Genomic DNA, 15,334 nt, shown 5'->3' with positions numbered 1-15,334 from the left:
ACCTTATTTTTACCAACTTCTAGTTAGTGCCTTTTCTTTGATTAGAGGAAGTAAAGGCTTGCAGTTCATTTTTAAGCATTTAATAATTAAACGACAATTACTGAAAGGATAAAGTTGTAGAGTATGTTAACTCTTATTTTTTCAACTATCGTTTTTTTTGTAGCAACAAACATTGATGACATTTTCCTTTTGATGACTTGGTTCTCACAAGCAAAGACAACAGAACAGAAACGATTTATTGTGGCGGGACAATACTTGGGCTATATTCTGCTTCTTACCATAAGTTTAATTGGAGCATTTGGAGCTTTACTCATTCCTAAAGCATGGATAGGTATACTTGGATTAATTCCTATCTATATTGGAATACAATCATTGGTATCTTTGTACCAAATGAGGAAAGATAATTCTAGTCAATTTGTTTGGTTATTAAAGATTACCACAGTCACATTTGCTAATGGTGTTGATAATATAGGTCTTTATATTCCGTTCTTCTCAACCAATAGTTTATGGAATATTATTCTTATTATAGTTATCTTTTTAGCACTTGTAGCAGTATTGTGTTATTTAGGTAATGTCCTCGTACACCAACCGTTAATAGCTCAGACTTTAGAACGTAATGGGCACATTATTGTTCCCTTCGTTTTAATAGGATTAGGTACTTTTATTTTGATTAAACACGATACCTTCCATTACCTTTTTAGTAATTTCTAATTATCAATTAATTACCAGTCGAAAAAATGACTGGTTTTTTATTTCTAAAACATTGTAACAAGTAAATCTTGTTCAGACACCAAAAACAAAGGATTCTAAGCGTTTAATTAGTTTGGATAATAAAACCCTAGCTTTGCTTAAAAAGTGGCGTATAAGTCAAATTGAAGAGGTTTTTGCTAATGGAATAATAAATGGTGGAAATAATCTTGTTTTACAAAGGGCGATAGAACACCATTACGCTTAGCCTATCTTAATGAAGGCAAAATATTCTAATTACGAAACACAGTCTCCATCCCATAACTATACATCGTTTACGCCATACTCATGCTCCTTATTATTTGAAGCTGTGCGAGTATTAAAGAAGTACAAGAGCGGCTAGGACACGCCGATCTTCAATTGACAATGAATATATATAACCCATGTAACTAACACTCTTAAAAAGCAAACCGCATCAAAATTCCAGCAGTTTATTGAGCTGTAATTGGTGATCAAAAGCGGCCAAAAAATATTTTCGTGGTCAAAAGCACTTTTAGGCATAAAAAAGACCCTCAAGCAATAAGCTTGAGAGCCTTGGAAACGTAAGATTAACGTTTTGAGAACTGAGGTGCACGACGTGCGCCTTTAAGACCGTATTTTTTACGTTCTTTCATACGAGCGTCACGAGTTAATAGTCCAGCAGCTTTTAGTGTTGGACGGTATTCTGGATCAGCTTGAAGTAACGCACGAGCGATACCGTGGCGGATTGCGCCAGCTTGACCAGTGTAACCTCCACCATTTACATTTACATGAACGTCATAGCTGCCTTGAGTTTCAGTAGCTGCTAGCGGTTGGTTTACAACTGCGCGTAATGCTGCAAATGGGATATAATCTGTAATTTCACGACCGTTGATAATAATTTTACCGTCGCCTGGAACTAAACGAACTCGTGCAACGGAGCTCTTACGACGACCAGTACCAATATATTGAACCTGTGCCAAGTTAATAACCTCCCCTATAAATTATCCACGAAGTTCGTAAACTTCAGGTTGTTGTGCTTGGTGCTTATGTTCAGCGCCAGCATATACGTGTAATTTCTTGAACATTTGACGGCCAAGAGTGTTCTTTGGAAGCATGCCTTTAATAGCAAGCTCTAACATTCTCTCAGGAAAGTTCGTACGCATTTCGTTAGCAGTTCTTTGTTTTAAACCACCTGGGTGATTTGTGTGACGGTAGTAAATTTTGTCATTTAATTTATTACCAGTTAATTCAATCTTAGCTGCATTTAGAATAATTACATGATCACCAGTATCAACATGTGGTGTAAAAGTTGGTTTATGTTTACCACGTAGGATTGACGCAACTTCACTAGCAAGACGACCTAGAGTTTTGCCTTCTGCATCAATCACGTACCATTTACGTTCGATATTGTTTGCATTCGCCATAAACGTTGTACGCATCATTTTCCCTCCTAAAAATTCCATCTTCATAATTTCATTGGTTTCATTTATCTTAGACACAATAAGTTCCGGGGCTTATCGTGGTTTTAATAACAATACCTTTGCTATGATACACTTTTATACAGCTATTGTCAATAAAATGTTACACCAGGTTTAGTTGTTTTGAAATATTTTTATCATAAAATCTGCTTCACAACGCGACCGAGTGGATCATACTGGTTTTTGGAAAAATATTTGTCTTTAATAAAATACCTTCCACAAATAAAGCCCTTGAGCAGGAGCTGTTCTTCCCGCGAAGGATCGATCCCTCTTTTCCAAAATGTCTGCCATGGAATTCGGGCTTCTTTCTCCAGCTCCGACCTCTAAAAGAGTGCCAACTAATATCCTGACCATATTATACAAAAAACCGTTGCCAACAAATCGAAACTCAAGAGAGCCTTGGCCCTCAATCAGAACAATTTCCTTTAATTCCCTGACTTTATCCTCTACCTCCGTCTTGGCAGAGCAGAAGCTCGTAAAATCATGAGTCCCCATTAAATAAGCTGCCGCTTCCTTCATTGCTGAAATATTCAATGGATAAGGATACTGAAAGGCATAATTTCGGCTAAAAGGATCTCTCTTTGTGGAAAGGCTCATAACATACCGATATTCCTTCCCCTTTGCATCAAATCGGGCATGGAATCCGCCTTCAGCTTCTTCCGTGCTCAAAACGACAACATCATCAGGTAAAAGAGAATTAAGCGCAATATCCCACTTTGGCAGCGGAATATTTAACTCAGAGTCAAAATGAATAACCTGTCCCTTTGCATGGACGCCTGCATCCGTTCTCCCAGAGGCACTAACCTTTATGTCTGCCCCTTTATGAATTTTTTTCAAGGCATTTTCCAGTTCTCTTTGTACAGTCCGCTTATTCGGCTGGACCTGATAGCCAGAGAATAAAGTTCCATCATAGGCTACTAGACATTTAAATCTTTTCATCATAAAGCCCCATTATGTTCTTAATAAGAATAAAACAATGGTCAAAATTCCAAGCAGAATAATCATTGCTGAATCTGTCAAGCTCCAGCTGAGCTGCCTGTATTTTGTTCTTCCCTCACCGCCGCGGTATCCCCTTGCTTCCATGGCTGTGGCAAGCTCCTCAGCCCGTTTAAAGGAACTGACAAATAGCGGAATGAGAAGAGGAATAATCGACTTTACCCTGTCTTTAATCGGTCCGCTTGTAAAATCTACCCCTCTTGCTGTCTGCGCCTTCATAATTTTATCTGTCTCCTGCATCAAGGTTGGAATAAATCTTAAAGAGATGGACATCATGAGAGCAAGCTCATGAACTGGAAACTTAATTTTATTTAAAGGGTGCAGCAGACTTTCAAGACCATCTGTAATTTCAATCGGTGTCGTTGTTAACGTCAGGATGGACGTCATTAAGATCAGCAGGAAGAAACGCATGGAAATAAAGAGTCCCATCCTTAATCCCTCTTCATAAATGGTAAACCAGCCTGCTTGAAATAGAATTTTCCCGTCCTTTGTCAAAAACAAATGCAAGAGCAATGTAAAAAGCACGAGCCAAAGAACAGGCTTCAGACCTGAAAGAATGAATCGCAAAGGAACTTTAGACATTGACACCATTAAAAAAGTATAAATTAATAATGCCCCATAAGTTAAACTGTTGTTTGCAATAAAAACGATACATACAAATAGAAAAATCACTATAAGCTTGGATCGTGGATCCATTCGATGAATAACAGACTGAGCTGGTACGTAGCGGCCAAAAATCATTTTCTCCATCATTTTTGGTCACCCCTCTTTATGACAGCAGCTATTTCCTCTGTTAGCTTCTCAACCGATAAGCAAGTTTTTGGAAATTTTATTTGGAATGCCTTTTCAATTTTTTGCTGGAAACGGACAACCTCTGGCACATCTAATCCAAGCTCAATTAAACCTTCAGGCATTGAAAAAATCTCTTCAGGAGTTCCTTTTTTGTACACTTCTCCCTTATGCATAATCACAATTTGATCTGCATATCTGGAAGCATCCTCCATACTATGAGTGACTAAAATGGTTGATAGGTTTCTTTCCTGATGAAGCGCGTGGAACATATCCATTATTTCCTTCCGCCCTCTTGGATCAAGGCCTGCAGTAGGCTCGTCCAGGACGATCACATCCGGCTCCATCGCCAGTACTCCAGCAATCGCAACCCTGCGCATTTGCCCGCCAGATAAGTCAAACGGGGACTTTTCGAGAATTTCGTCTGCAAGCCCTACTTGCTTGATGGCAATTCTAGCCCTTTTCTTCGCTTCCTCCTCGGAAACGCCGAAATTCATTGGCCCAAAGCAAATATCCTTCTCAACCGTTTCTTCAAACAATTGATGCTCCGGAAACTGAAAGACAATGCCAACCTTTTGCCGAACTTCTCTTAGATTTTTTTGCTTTTTTTCTGAAGTAATTTCTTTCTCGCCAATCAAGACTTTTCCTGCGGTTGGTCTTAGCAGTGCATTTAAGTGCTGAAGGACAGTAGATTTACCGGAGCCTGTATGCCCAATTATCGCCAGAAACGTTCCAGACGGAATATCAATGGAGACATCCTTTATGGCTAAATGTTCAAAAGGGGTATTTACCTGATAGCGATATTCTACTTTTTGCAGTGAGATGTCCATAGCTCAGTCACCAACTCTTCTTCAGATAAAAAATGCCTTGATAAGGAGATTCCTTGTTCCTTTAATAGCTTACTCATTTTGACTGGAAAAGGAATATCTAAACCAAGTTTCACCAGCTCTTCATCCATTTGGAAAATTTCCCCTGGTGTTCCCTCTTTGTACAGCTTGCCTTTGTTCATCACAATAATTCGATCAGCTTTTGCTGCCTCTTCTAAGTCATGGGTAATGGAAATGACGGTCATATTATGAGTTTCTTTTAACTCCCTAACCGTTTCTAGAACCTCTTCCCTGCCCCTTGGATCCAGCATGGATGTTGCTTCATCTAAAATAATAATGGAAGGCCTAAGAGCAATGACACCTGCAATAGCCACCCTTTGTTTCTGACCACCTGATAGATGGTGCGGCTCTTGATCAAGAAATTGCGCCATTTTCACTTTTTCCAATGAGCTATGAACTCTTTCTATCATTTCATCTCTAGCAATTCCGTTATTTTCTAAACCAAAAGCCACATCATCCTGAACAGTCGTCCCAACAAACTGATTATCTGGGTTTTGAAAGACCATTCCAATAATTTTTCGAGTATCCCAAACCGTCTCTTCAGTTAATGGGATCCCATTCACAGTAATGGAACCTTCCTGTGAGTACTGCAAGCCATTTAATAGCTTCGCTAACGTGGATTTACCAGAACCATTATGGCCTACAATTGCAAGCCATTCCCCTTCATAGATCTCAAAAGATACATCATGAAGAGCATACGGAGCCTGAATATCATATTGAAATGAGACATTTTCAAGCTGGACTAACGGTTTCTTGCTCATAGTTGTTCCTCCCCTCATCTCACTCTTCTCTCTCTATTCTAAACTGTACTGCCAGACAATCAACACCGAAATAGACTTTTAACTATTAAAAAACCCGCCACAATTGGCGAGCCTCAATAGTATGACAGTGGATATATAATGCTGATAACAATATTTCAGAATTTACACTTCCCTCACAAAGGAAACAATAATTTCTAAACTTATATCTGTTATCTGAGCTGTATAAAATGCCAAAGCTGTCTCCCTATTAAAAGCCCATACAACAGTTGTCATTTTACTTTATTTAAAAAGTCTGCACCTTTCCGAAAAAAACAGGCCCCACCTGTTATACGCAAACTAAAAAACTCGGAAAGGTGCAAGAGCTAGACGAGTCATACAAGTGATATATGAAAAATAGATCACTTAGCCAACGCATATAAGTACGCTCATCGTAACACTCACTTTTTACTTAAATTCCTCGGATGCCACAATTAGGCAGAAGGTCATTTTACAAAAAAGGGGCAATGAACAAGTTTCTGAACAAACTGTCTCTCGCCCCTTTTTGTTAAAAAATTATACTAACTCGATGATGACCATTGGTGCTCCGTCTCCACGACGAGGTCCAAGCTTCATAATACGAGTATATCCACCTTGGCGCTCTTCAAAGCGAGAAGCGATATCGCTGAATAATTTTTGTACAGCATCTTGATTCGTTTCAGCGTTAGCTACCTCGTTGCGCACATATGCAGCTGCTTGACGACGAGCATGTAAATCGCCACGTTTTCCAAGAGTGATCAATTTCTCAACAACTGAACGAAGTTCTTTCGCACGAGCTTCAGTTGTTTCAATACGCTCGTTGATGATTAAGTCTGTTGCTAAGTCACGTAACATAGCTTTACGTTGAGAGCTAGTACGTCCTAACTTTCTGTATCCCATGAAAGTTTCCCTCCTTTGTTGAAGTGATTCTTTAAGCTATTGTAGCTACTTGAAAATGCTTCAAAGCGTCTAGCTTATCAATCATCTTTTCGTAGGCCTAATCCAAGCTCTTCTAGTTTGTGTTTAACTTCCTCAAGAGACTTTCTGCCTAAGTTACGAACCTTCATCATATCTTCTTCCGTTTTATTAGCTAACTCTTGAACGGTATTGATACCAGCACGTTTTAAACAGTTATATGAACGAACAGATAAATCTAGTTCTTCGATTGTCATCTCAAGTACTTTTTCTTTTTGATCTTCTTCTTTTTCAACCATAATTTCAGCATTTTGAGCTTCATCAGTTAAACCAACGAAGATATTTAAATGCTCGGTTAAAACCTTAGCACCAAGTGCAACCGCATCTTGAGGACCAGTACTTCCGTCAGTCCAAACGTCAAATGTTAACTTATCGTAGTTAGTCATTTGGCCTACGCGTGTATTTTCTACTTGGAAAGAAACACGCGAAACTGGTGTATAGATTGAATCAATTGGTATGACGCCAATCGGCTGATCTTCTCTTTTATTTTGGACAGCCGGCGTATATCCACGTCCGCGCTTAGCAGTTAAACGCATACGCAAATGACCATTTGTTCCTAAAGTCGCGATGTGAAGATCTGGATTTAGAATTTCAACATCACTGTCATGAGTAATATCAGCGGCCTTAACAGCACCTTCACCCTGTACATCAAGCTCAAGCGTCTTCTCTTCATCAGAGTAGATCTTAAGTGCAAGCTTTTTGATGTTCAAAATAATAGATGTTACATCTTCTACGACGCCTTCAATTGTTGAGAACTCATGAAGTACCCCATCAATTTGAATTGATGTAACTGCGGCACCAGGAAGTGAGGATAAAAGGATACGACGTAAGGAGTTACCCAAAGTTGTACCATATCCACGCTCAAGTGGCTCTACAACGAACTTCCCGTACTTGGCATCATCGCTGATCTCAACCGTTTCGATTTTTGGTTTTTCTATTTCGATCATGAAAATACACCCTCCTTCAAAACGTCGAAACCCCGGCTATATTCATAACCGAAATTCCCCATGTATACGTTCCCGTTTTGCGCACAACAACTTGAATAATAGTCTGTATAAAAGCAAGAAAATTTTCCATCATATCCCATTATAGACAAGGATACAAAATTTATACAGAAAAATTAAACGCGGCGACGTTTTGGTGGACGGCATCCATTATGAGGAACTGGAGTTACGTCTCTAATTGCAGTAACTTCTAAACCAGCAGCTTGAAGTGCACGAATTGCAGCTTCACGGCCTGCACCAGGTCCTTTAACAGTTACTTCTAGAGTTTTCATTCCATGCTCCATAGAAGACTTCGCTGCAGTTTCTGCTGCCATTTGAGCTGCGAAAGGAGTAGATTTACGAGAACCTTTAAACCCTAATGCGCCAGCGCTTGACCATGAAAGTGCATTCCCATGAGCGTCTGTAATAGTTACAATTGTGTTATTGAAAGTAGAACGAATGTGAGCAACACCTTGTTCAATATTCTTTTTCACACGGCGTTTGCGTGTATTAGTTTTACGTGCCATTTAAAGTACCTCCTTTACTGATTATTTCTTCTTGTTCGCTACAGTCTTACGAGGACCTTTGCGTGTACGAGCATTGTTCTTAGTATTTTGTCCACGAACAGGTAAACCACGACGGTGACGAAGACCGCGGTAGCAGCCGATTTCCATTAAACGCTTGATGTTAAGTGATACTTCACGACGAAGGTCACCTTCAACTTTTAATTTATCGATGACTTCACGGATTTTATTTAATTCGTCTTCTGTTAAATCACGAACACGAGTATCTTCAGAAACACCAGCCTCTGATAAAACTTTCTTAGCTGTTTCTTTACCAATCCCATAGATGTAAGTTAATGAGATTACTACACGTTTTTCACGTGGAATATCTACACCAGCAATACGTGCCATTCTTTGCGCACCTCCTTGTTTTTAGCCTTGTTTTTGTTTATGTTTAGGGTTTTCACAGATAACCATAACTTTGCCACGTCTGCGGATAACTTTACACTTTTCGCAGATTGGCTTAACTGATGGTCTTACTTTCATTATCCTAACCTCCTTAGTAGTACGGAGTGCAGTGGTTATTTAAAACGATAAGTGATTCTTCCGCGTGTTAAGTCATATGGAGAAAGCTCAACTGTTACCTTATCTCCTGGCAGAATTCGAATGAAGTGCATACGAATTTTTCCAGAAACATGAGCTAGTACAGTATGACCATTCTCTAATTCTACTTTAAACATGGCATTTGGCAAAGTGTCAACAACAGTACCTTCTATTTCAATTACATCGTCTTTCGCCATCGAACAAGTCCCCCTTTTTCAAATATATACGAATTCATTTCTTCACTTTAACATAATAGTCAAAGTGTATTGCATCCATTACACAACCGGATTCTTGTAATCTTCCTGAACTTCTGGAGATGCATGATCAATGAAATTACAGATGCAGTCTGGTTTATTCTTAAGATGAAGATTAAAAAATCATCATCAGTCTTAAAAAATTATCGGCCATACAACAACCTTAATATTATATCACATCGATAGCATCAAGTCCGCAAAGAACCAATACGGTTTGACTAAAAGTAGAACAAATTGCATGGACTGCGAGATTACAACCTGGCTTAAACTTTGGTAAGAATCTCATAGCCTGTGTCGGTGATCGCAATTGTATGCTCAAAATGGGCACACATTTTTCCGTCAACCGTTACAACTGTCCAATTGTCTTCTAACGTTTTCACATATCGGCTTCCTGCATTCACCATGGGTTCAATACAAAGAACCATTCCTGGTTTTAAACGCGGGCCCTTATCTGGGGGACCATAATGAGGAATTTGCGGATCCTCATGTAAGTCTTGCCCGATTCCATGACCCACATACTCACGTACAATGGAAAAACCAAATGATTCCGCATACGTTTGAATCGCATGTGAGATGTTCGACAGACGTACACCTGGTTTTGCTTCCATAAGGCCCTTATATAAAGATTCCTCGGTCACATCAAGAAGTGTCTGAGTCTCCTTATCAATTGAACCTACCGGATACGTCCAAGCTGAATCACCATGATAACCGTTATATTTGGCACCGATATCAACGCTAATAATATCGCCATTCTTTAATACCCGATTACTAGGAATGCCATGGACAAGCTCATTGTTAACTGAAGCACAAACGCTGCCGCGAAAGCCATTATAACCTTTAAAGGATGGTATTGCATCATGTTTTCGAATAAACTTTTCTGCAATTGCATCTAGCTCTAAAGTTGTAATGCCGGGTGCAATATGTTTTTTCAGTTCTTCATGAGTAAGTGCTACAATTTTTCCAGCCTCGCGCATGATTTCAATTTCACGCGGTGTTTTGCAAATGATCATTATTGCAAGCCCTCGAGTAATTGATCTACATCAGAAAATACTTTATCTATTTCCTGCTGCCCATCAATATTGCGCAAATAGCCTTTTGTTTCATAAAAATCGAGCAGTGGTTTTGTTTGCTTAATATTAACATCTAAGCGATTCTTCACAGTATCCTCATTATCATCAGCACGCTGATACAGCTCTCCGTCGCAGCGATCGCATACTCCCTCTTTTGCAGGAGGATTGAAAACAAGATGATAAGTAGCACCGCAATCTTTACAGATGCGACGGCCAGTTAGGCGATCCATAAGAATACTATTATCAACATCAATATTAATCACGTAGTTAATCTGTTTATTTAATCCCACAAGGATGTTTTCTAATGCTTCTGCTTGAGCAACAGTTCTAGGAAAGCCATCGAGCAGGAAGCCATTCTGGCAGTCATCCTTGGATAATCTTTCGCGGACAATACCAATAGTAACCTCATCAGGAACAAGTTCGCCTTTGTCCATGAATGATTTCGCCTGAAGGCCAAGTTCCGTTTCATCCTTAATGGCTGCACGGAACATATCTCCAGTAGAGATATGAGGGATGCCGTATTTAGCGACAATCTTTTCTGCTTGTGTACCTTTTCCGGCACCAGGGAGCCCCATTAATACTAGGTTCATGTGAAATCCCCCTAAATCTGATTGGCTTTTAGGGACCTCCATGGTTCCCTAAAAACCAAATTATTTAATAAAGCCTTTATAGTGACGTTTAACAAGCTGAGCCTCTAGCTGCTTCATCGTTTCTAGTGCAACACCGACAACAATGAGTAAGCTAGTTCCACCGATTTGAGCTGATTCCGGCAATCCAGCAATATTAATGAATAGAACTGGTAAGATCGCAATAGCTGTTAGGAAGATGGCACCTACAAATGTTAAACGGTATAGAACGCGTGTTAAATACTCTTGCGTATTCTTTCCTGGACGAATACCAGGAATATATCCACCTTGCTTCTTCAAGTTATCAGAAACCTGTTCCGGATTCACTTGAATGAAAGCGTAGAAATAAGTAAAGGCAATGATAAGAGCACTGTACACTACCATACCAATTGGATGTGAGTAATCAAATACTCGTTGAATCCAGAGTGTTACATCATTTTGCTCGAAGAACGAGGCAATTGTTCTAGGAGTAACGATAAAAGAAACAGCGAAGATAACCGGAATAACACCAGCAGCGTTTACTTTTAAAGGTAAGTGTGAGGATTGACCTCCAACAGGGCTTTTGCCTGCTACCATTCTTTTTGCATACTGAATAGGAATTTTCCTTAAAGCCTGCTGAATAAAAATGGTACCTACAATGATAGCAACAACAGCAACAACAATTAATACGACTGTAACGATGCGAAGGAATAGCTGCTCTCCAGCATTTTCAAATTGCTGAGCGTAGATTTGGTTAATCGTTGATGGAATACCAGCTACGATCCCAGCAAAGATGATAATAGAGATTCCATTCCCTACACCTTTAGAAGTAATTTGTTCACCTAACCACATTAAGAATGCAGTTCCAGCCGTTAATACAGTTGTAATTAGAAGATAACTTCCAATACCTGGATTTTCAATTAACTGCCCACCTGCTAGGTTATTAAACCCATAGGACATACCAAAGCCTTGGATGAAACCAAGCACAATTGTAAAATAGCGGGTAAACTGAGCTAACTTTCGGCGTCCCACTTCTCCTTGCTTTGACCATTCAGTAAACTTAGGAACAACGTCCATTTGTAATAACTGAATGATAATGGATGCCGTGATATACGGCATGATTCCCATTGCCAGTATGGAGAAATTCATTAGTGCTCCGCCGCCAAATGTATTTAGAAGTCCAAATACATTAAATTGGTCCTGTGACTTCAAAAACTCCGCATTCACGCCTGGTACCGGTATAAATGTACCGATGCGGAATACAACCAGCATTAAAAGGGTGAATATGATCTTTCTTCTTATATCACCCACGCGCATAAAATTGGAGATTGTCTGAAACATTAAATCACCTCAGTTTGACCGCCGGCAGCTTCAATCGCTTCCTTTGCAGCAGAGGAGAATTTATGAGCTTTAACAGTAAGCTTTTTCTCAACTTTGCCTTTTGCAAGAATCTTGATTCCTGCTTTTTCGTTGCTTACTACACCTGTTTCGATAAGAAGTTCAGGAGTTACTTCCGTTCCTTCTTCAAAACGATTTAGAGCATCAAGGTTCACTACCGCATATTCCTTACGGTTAATGTTTGTAAAACCACGTTTTGGTAAACGTTGGAATAAAGGTGTTTGACCACCCTCGAATCCAGGGCGTACACCGCCGCCAGAACGAGCATTTTGACCTTTATGACCTTTACCAGCAGTTTTACCATTACCAGAACCGATTCCACGGCCTTTGCGTTTACGCTCCCCGCGTGAACCTTCTGCAGGCTTTAATTCATGAAGTTTCATGTTGGCACCTCCTTATTTTGTAGAAGAGTGAATATTATATTTCTTTTACCGTAACAAGGTGAGCAACTTTATTGATCATTCCGCGAATAGCCGGATTGTCTTGATGCTCAACTGTTTGGTGCATTTTACGTAAGCCAAGAGCTTTAACTGTTTCGCGTTGGTCCCCTGGGCGGCCAATCACGCTGCGAGTGAGGGTAATTTCTAGTTTATTCGCCATTTGATTTCCCTCCTTATCCTAACAGTTCTTCTACTGATTTACCACGTAATTTAGCTACGTCCTCAGCACGTTTTAATTGTGTTAAACCGTTCAAAGTAGCTCGAACCATGTTGATTGGTGTGTTTGTTCCTAAAGATTTAGAAAGAATATCACCAACACCAGCTAATTCAAGTACCGCACGAACTGGTCCACCAGCGATAACTCCAGTACCTTCATATGCAGGCTTTAGAAGTACTTCCCCTGCACCGAAGTTACCAATAACTTGGTGAGGAATCGTTGTTCCAACCATTGGTACTTCGATTAAGTTTTTCTTAGCATCTTCAATCGCTTTACGGATTGCTTCTGGTACTTCTTGTGCTTTACCAGTACCAAAGCCGACATGACCGTTTTTGTCACCTACTACTACAAGAGCAGAGAAACGAAAACGACGTCCACCTTTAACAACCTTCGCTACACGATTAACCGTAACTACGCGTTCTTCAAGTTCAAGTTTGTTTGGATCAATACGACGCATCTTTTTGTGTCCCTCCTTTGTCTATTAAAATTCTAAACCGTTTTCGCGAGCAGCATCAGCTAATGCTTTTACGCGGCCATGATAGAGGTAACCTCCACGGTCAAATACGACAGCTTTGATTCCTTTTTCAACTGCACGCTTTGCAACTAATTCTCCGACCTTAACTGCTGCATCAACGTTGCCTGCAGATTCTAGACTTACTTCTTTATCTAAAGTAGAAGCACTTGCTAAAGTAACTCCCTTTACATCGTCAACTAATTGAGCATAAATATGCTTATTAGAGCGGAACACGTTTAAACGAGGACGAGCTTCAGTTCCAGAAAGTTTAGCGCGTACACGGCCATGTCTTTTCTTACGAACTGCATTTTTGTCAGCCTTCGTAATCATTTAAGTCACTCCTTTCGTTTACCTATGCGGCATTACTTACCAGTTTTACCTTCTTTACGACGCACATATTCGCCTTCATAGCGGATACCTTTTCCTTTGTAAGGCTCTGGAGGACGAACATCACGAATGTTAGCCGCTAAAGCACCAACACGTTCTTTGTTGATTCCTTTAACGATAACCTTTGTGTTAGATGGAACTTCTACTTCCACGCCAGCTTCAGGTTCAATTTCAACAGGATGAGAGTATCCTACGTTTAGTACAAGTTTAGTACCTTGCTTTTGAGCACGGTATCCGACCCCGATTAGCTCAAGACCTTTTTCAAAACCTTTGGATACACCTTCAACCATGTTAGAAAGTAATGCACGAGTTGTACCGTGTAAAGTACGGTGTTCTTTCGATTCAGATGGACGAGAAACAGTTAGTACATTCTCTTCCAGTTGGATCGTCATGTCCGGGCTGAATGAACGAGTAAGTTCACCTTTAGGACCCTTTACTGTAACTGTGTTTTTACTATCGATGTTAATTGTAACACCAGTTGGAACTTCAATTGGTTTTTTACCTATACGAGACATTTATTGCACCTCCATTCATTAAGAAAGTCTATTACCAAACGTATGCTAAAACTTCTCCGCCAACTTGTTTTGCACGAGCTTCTTTATCAGAAAGAACTCCTTGAGAAGTAGAAACTAGAGCAATTCCAAGGCCGTTAAGTACACGTGGAACTTCATCAGCTTTTGCATATACACGAAGTCCAGGTTTGCTAATACGCTTTAGACCAGTGATTACACGTTCGTTATTAGAACCGTATTTTAAGAAAATGCGGATGATCCCTTGTTTGTTGTCTTCAATAAACTCAACATCGCGTACGAAACCTTCACGCTTAAGGATATCAGCGATTTCTTTTTTGATATTAGAAGCAGGAACTTCTAATTTTTCGTGACGTACCATATTCGCATTACGGATGCGAGTTAGCAAATCTGCAATTGGATCTGTCATGACCATTGTTTTTACCTCCTTCCTAAACCTATAGGTTTACCAGCTAGCTTTTTTCACGCCAGGAATTTGACCTTTATATGCTAATTCACGGAAACAGATACGGCAAAGCTTAAATTTACGGTAAACAGAATGTGGACGTCCGCAACGTTCGCAGCGTGTGTATTCTTGTACCTTATATTTAGGCGTGCGTTTTTGTTTCGCAATCATTGACTTTTTAGCCACGTTTTCGCCTCCCTCTATTTAGCGATTACTTTTGGAACGGCATTCCAAATTGAGTTAAAAGTTCACGAGCTTCTTCATCAGTATTAGCTGTAGTTACGATAACAATATCCATACCACGAACTTTGTTTACTTTATCGTAATCAATCTCAGGGAAGATTAACTGCTCTTTTACACCTAAAGTATAGTTTCCACGTCCGTCAAAAGACTTCTTGGAAATACCGCGGAAGTCACGTACACGTGGAAGTGATACAGAGACTAACTTATCAAAGAACTCATACATACGCTTTCCACGAAGAGTAACTTTCGCACCGATCGGCATACCTTCACGAAGACGGAATCCAGCGATAGAGTTTTTTGCACGAGTAACAACTGGTTTTTGACCAGCAATTAGCGCTAATTCCTCAACCGCATTGTCTAGTGCTTTAGCGTTTTGAACAGCATCACCAACACCCATGTTGATAACGATTTTATCAATCGCAGGTACTTGCATAATTGATTTATAGTTGAACTTGCTCATAAGAGCAGGAGTAATTTCTTTTGTATACTTTTCTTTTAGGCGGCTCATTCATTGTACCTCCCTTCTTCTATAA

24 protein-coding genes are annotated in these 15,334 nt (G+C 39.8%); 1 reads left to right on the top strand and 23 read right to left on the bottom strand.

The features are described from left to right. Window positions 1–123 precede the first annotated feature (123 nt). Window positions 124–711, top strand: a complete 588-nt coding sequence (locus V7127_RS16010; protein ID WP_335487602.1) for a cadmium resistance transporter — start codon at window positions 124–126, stop codon at window positions 709–711. A 584-nt stretch (window positions 712–1,295) separates the two neighbouring features. On the opposite strand, the gene rpsI is transcribed toward V7127_RS16010, so the two are convergent. The 23 genes from rpsI to rplE form a co-directional block, all read right to left on the bottom strand. Then, on the bottom strand, window positions 1,296–1,688 hold the full coding sequence (gene rpsI, locus V7127_RS16005; RefSeq protein WP_066301440.1) for a 30S ribosomal protein S9: 393 nt from the start codon (window positions 1,686–1,688) through the stop codon (window positions 1,296–1,298). Window positions 1,689–1,709: 21 nt separating this feature from the next. Beyond that, window positions 1,710–2,147: a 50S ribosomal protein L13 gene (rplM, locus tag V7127_RS16000; RefSeq protein ID WP_335343902.1), complete on the bottom strand. Its 438-nt coding sequence runs from the start codon at window positions 2,145–2,147 to the stop codon at window positions 1,710–1,712. Between the two features lie 240 nt (window positions 2,148–2,387). Further along, window positions 2,388–3,125 (bottom strand): tRNA pseudouridine(38-40) synthase TruA, encoded by a 738-nt coding sequence (gene truA / locus V7127_RS15995; protein ID WP_335487642.1) that lies wholly within the window; start codon window positions 3,123–3,125, stop codon window positions 2,388–2,390. 12 nt (window positions 3,126–3,137) lie between these two features. After that, window positions 3,138–3,935 (bottom strand): energy-coupling factor transporter transmembrane component T family protein, encoded by a 798-nt coding sequence (locus tag V7127_RS15990; protein ID WP_335487599.1) that lies wholly within the window; start codon window positions 3,933–3,935, stop codon window positions 3,138–3,140. Next, window positions 3,932–4,801: an energy-coupling factor ABC transporter ATP-binding protein gene (locus V7127_RS15985; protein ID WP_335487596.1), complete on the bottom strand. Its 870-nt coding sequence runs from the start codon at window positions 4,799–4,801 to the stop codon at window positions 3,932–3,934. The genes V7127_RS15990 and V7127_RS15985 overlap by 4 nt, the downstream gene beginning before the upstream one ends. Then, window positions 4,777–5,619 carry an energy-coupling factor ABC transporter ATP-binding protein gene (locus V7127_RS15980; RefSeq protein WP_335487593.1) on the bottom strand — a complete coding sequence of 281 codons (843 nt, stop codon included), beginning with the start codon at window positions 5,617–5,619 and terminating at the stop codon, window positions 4,777–4,779. Before V7127_RS15980 ends, V7127_RS15985 begins: the two co-directional genes overlap by 25 nt. 552 nt (window positions 5,620–6,171) lie before the next feature. After that, complete coding sequence (gene rplQ / locus V7127_RS15975) at window positions 6,172–6,534, bottom strand: 50S ribosomal protein L17 (RefSeq protein WP_221845911.1); 363 nt, start codon at window positions 6,532–6,534, stop codon at window positions 6,172–6,174. A 77-nt stretch (window positions 6,535–6,611) separates the two neighbouring features. Beyond that, a complete protein-coding gene (locus V7127_RS15970) occupies window positions 6,612–7,556 on the bottom strand; it encodes a DNA-directed RNA polymerase subunit alpha (RefSeq protein WP_066301462.1) in 945 nt (314 codons plus the stop codon). Between the two features lie 173 nt (window positions 7,557–7,729). Continuing rightward, entirely contained in the window at window positions 7,730–8,119 is a 390-nt protein-coding gene (rpsK, locus tag V7127_RS15965; RefSeq protein WP_151537137.1) for a 30S ribosomal protein S11, read from the bottom strand. 21 nt (window positions 8,120–8,140) lie between these two features. Next, the gene (rpsM, locus tag V7127_RS15960) at window positions 8,141–8,506 is read right to left on the bottom strand and encodes a 30S ribosomal protein S13 (RefSeq protein ID WP_066301463.1); all 366 of its coding nucleotides are present in this window, start codon (window positions 8,504–8,506) and stop codon (window positions 8,141–8,143) included. Between the two features lie 21 nt (window positions 8,507–8,527). Next, complete coding sequence (gene rpmJ / locus V7127_RS15955; protein ID WP_000868344.1) at window positions 8,528–8,641, bottom strand: 50S ribosomal protein L36; 114 nt, start codon at window positions 8,639–8,641, stop codon at window positions 8,528–8,530. Between the two features lie 35 nt (window positions 8,642–8,676). Then, the gene (gene infA / locus V7127_RS15950) at window positions 8,677–8,895 is read right to left on the bottom strand and encodes a translation initiation factor IF-1 (RefSeq protein WP_009336604.1); all 219 of its coding nucleotides are present in this window, start codon (window positions 8,893–8,895) and stop codon (window positions 8,677–8,679) included. Window positions 8,896–9,215: 320 nt separating this feature from the next. After that, a complete protein-coding gene (gene map / locus V7127_RS15945) occupies window positions 9,216–9,962 on the bottom strand; it encodes a type I methionyl aminopeptidase (RefSeq protein WP_335343887.1) in 747 nt (248 codons plus the stop codon). Beyond that, window positions 9,962–10,612, bottom strand: a complete 651-nt coding sequence (locus tag V7127_RS15940; protein ID WP_335343886.1) for an adenylate kinase — start codon at window positions 10,610–10,612, stop codon at window positions 9,962–9,964. Before V7127_RS15940 ends, map begins: the two co-directional genes overlap by 1 nt. 60 nt (window positions 10,613–10,672) lie before the next feature. Then, window positions 10,673–11,968, bottom strand: coding sequence for a preprotein translocase subunit SecY (gene secY / locus V7127_RS15935; RefSeq protein ID WP_335343885.1), 1,296 nt, complete (start codon window positions 11,966–11,968; stop codon window positions 10,673–10,675). After that, window positions 11,968–12,408 (bottom strand): 50S ribosomal protein L15, encoded by a 441-nt coding sequence (rplO, locus tag V7127_RS15930; protein ID WP_066301477.1) that lies wholly within the window; start codon window positions 12,406–12,408, stop codon window positions 11,968–11,970. The genes secY and rplO overlap by 1 nt, the downstream gene beginning before the upstream one ends. Before the next feature lie 34 nt (window positions 12,409–12,442). Beyond that, a complete protein-coding gene (rpmD, locus tag V7127_RS15925; RefSeq protein WP_066301482.1) occupies window positions 12,443–12,625 on the bottom strand; it encodes a 50S ribosomal protein L30 in 183 nt (60 codons plus the stop codon). A 13-nt stretch (window positions 12,626–12,638) separates the two neighbouring features. Continuing rightward, on the bottom strand, window positions 12,639–13,139 hold the full coding sequence (rpsE, locus tag V7127_RS15920) for a 30S ribosomal protein S5 (RefSeq protein ID WP_057776552.1): 501 nt from the start codon (window positions 13,137–13,139) through the stop codon (window positions 12,639–12,641). A gap of 24 nt (window positions 13,140–13,163) precedes the next feature. After that, window positions 13,164–13,526 (bottom strand): 50S ribosomal protein L18, encoded by a 363-nt coding sequence (gene rplR / locus V7127_RS15915; protein WP_335343884.1) that lies wholly within the window; start codon window positions 13,524–13,526, stop codon window positions 13,164–13,166. Window positions 13,527–13,558: 32 nt separating this feature from the next. After that, window positions 13,559–14,098: a 50S ribosomal protein L6 gene (gene rplF, locus V7127_RS15910; RefSeq protein ID WP_335343883.1), complete on the bottom strand. Its 540-nt coding sequence runs from the start codon at window positions 14,096–14,098 to the stop codon at window positions 13,559–13,561. 31 nt (window positions 14,099–14,129) lie between these two features. After that, window positions 14,130–14,528 carry a 30S ribosomal protein S8 gene (gene rpsH / locus V7127_RS15905; protein ID WP_066301490.1) on the bottom strand — a complete coding sequence of 133 codons (399 nt, stop codon included), beginning with the start codon at window positions 14,526–14,528 and terminating at the stop codon, window positions 14,130–14,132. 30 nt (window positions 14,529–14,558) lie between these two features. Beyond that, on the bottom strand, window positions 14,559–14,744 hold the full coding sequence (rpsN, locus tag V7127_RS15900; RefSeq protein WP_009499044.1) for a 30S ribosomal protein S14: 186 nt from the start codon (window positions 14,742–14,744) through the stop codon (window positions 14,559–14,561). 25 nt (window positions 14,745–14,769) lie between these two features. Further along, window positions 14,770–15,309 (bottom strand): 50S ribosomal protein L5, encoded by a 540-nt coding sequence (rplE, locus tag V7127_RS15895; RefSeq protein ID WP_335343882.1) that lies wholly within the window; start codon window positions 15,307–15,309, stop codon window positions 14,770–14,772. Window positions 15,310–15,334: the final 25 nt, after the last annotated feature.

Origin of the sequence: Bacillus sp. JJ1773, from assembly GCF_036962035.1 — a bacterium.
Classification (GTDB): domain Bacteria; phylum Bacillota; class Bacilli; order Bacillales; family Cytobacillaceae; genus Cytobacillus.
This window is presented reverse-complemented; position numbering and strand designations above follow the sequence as displayed.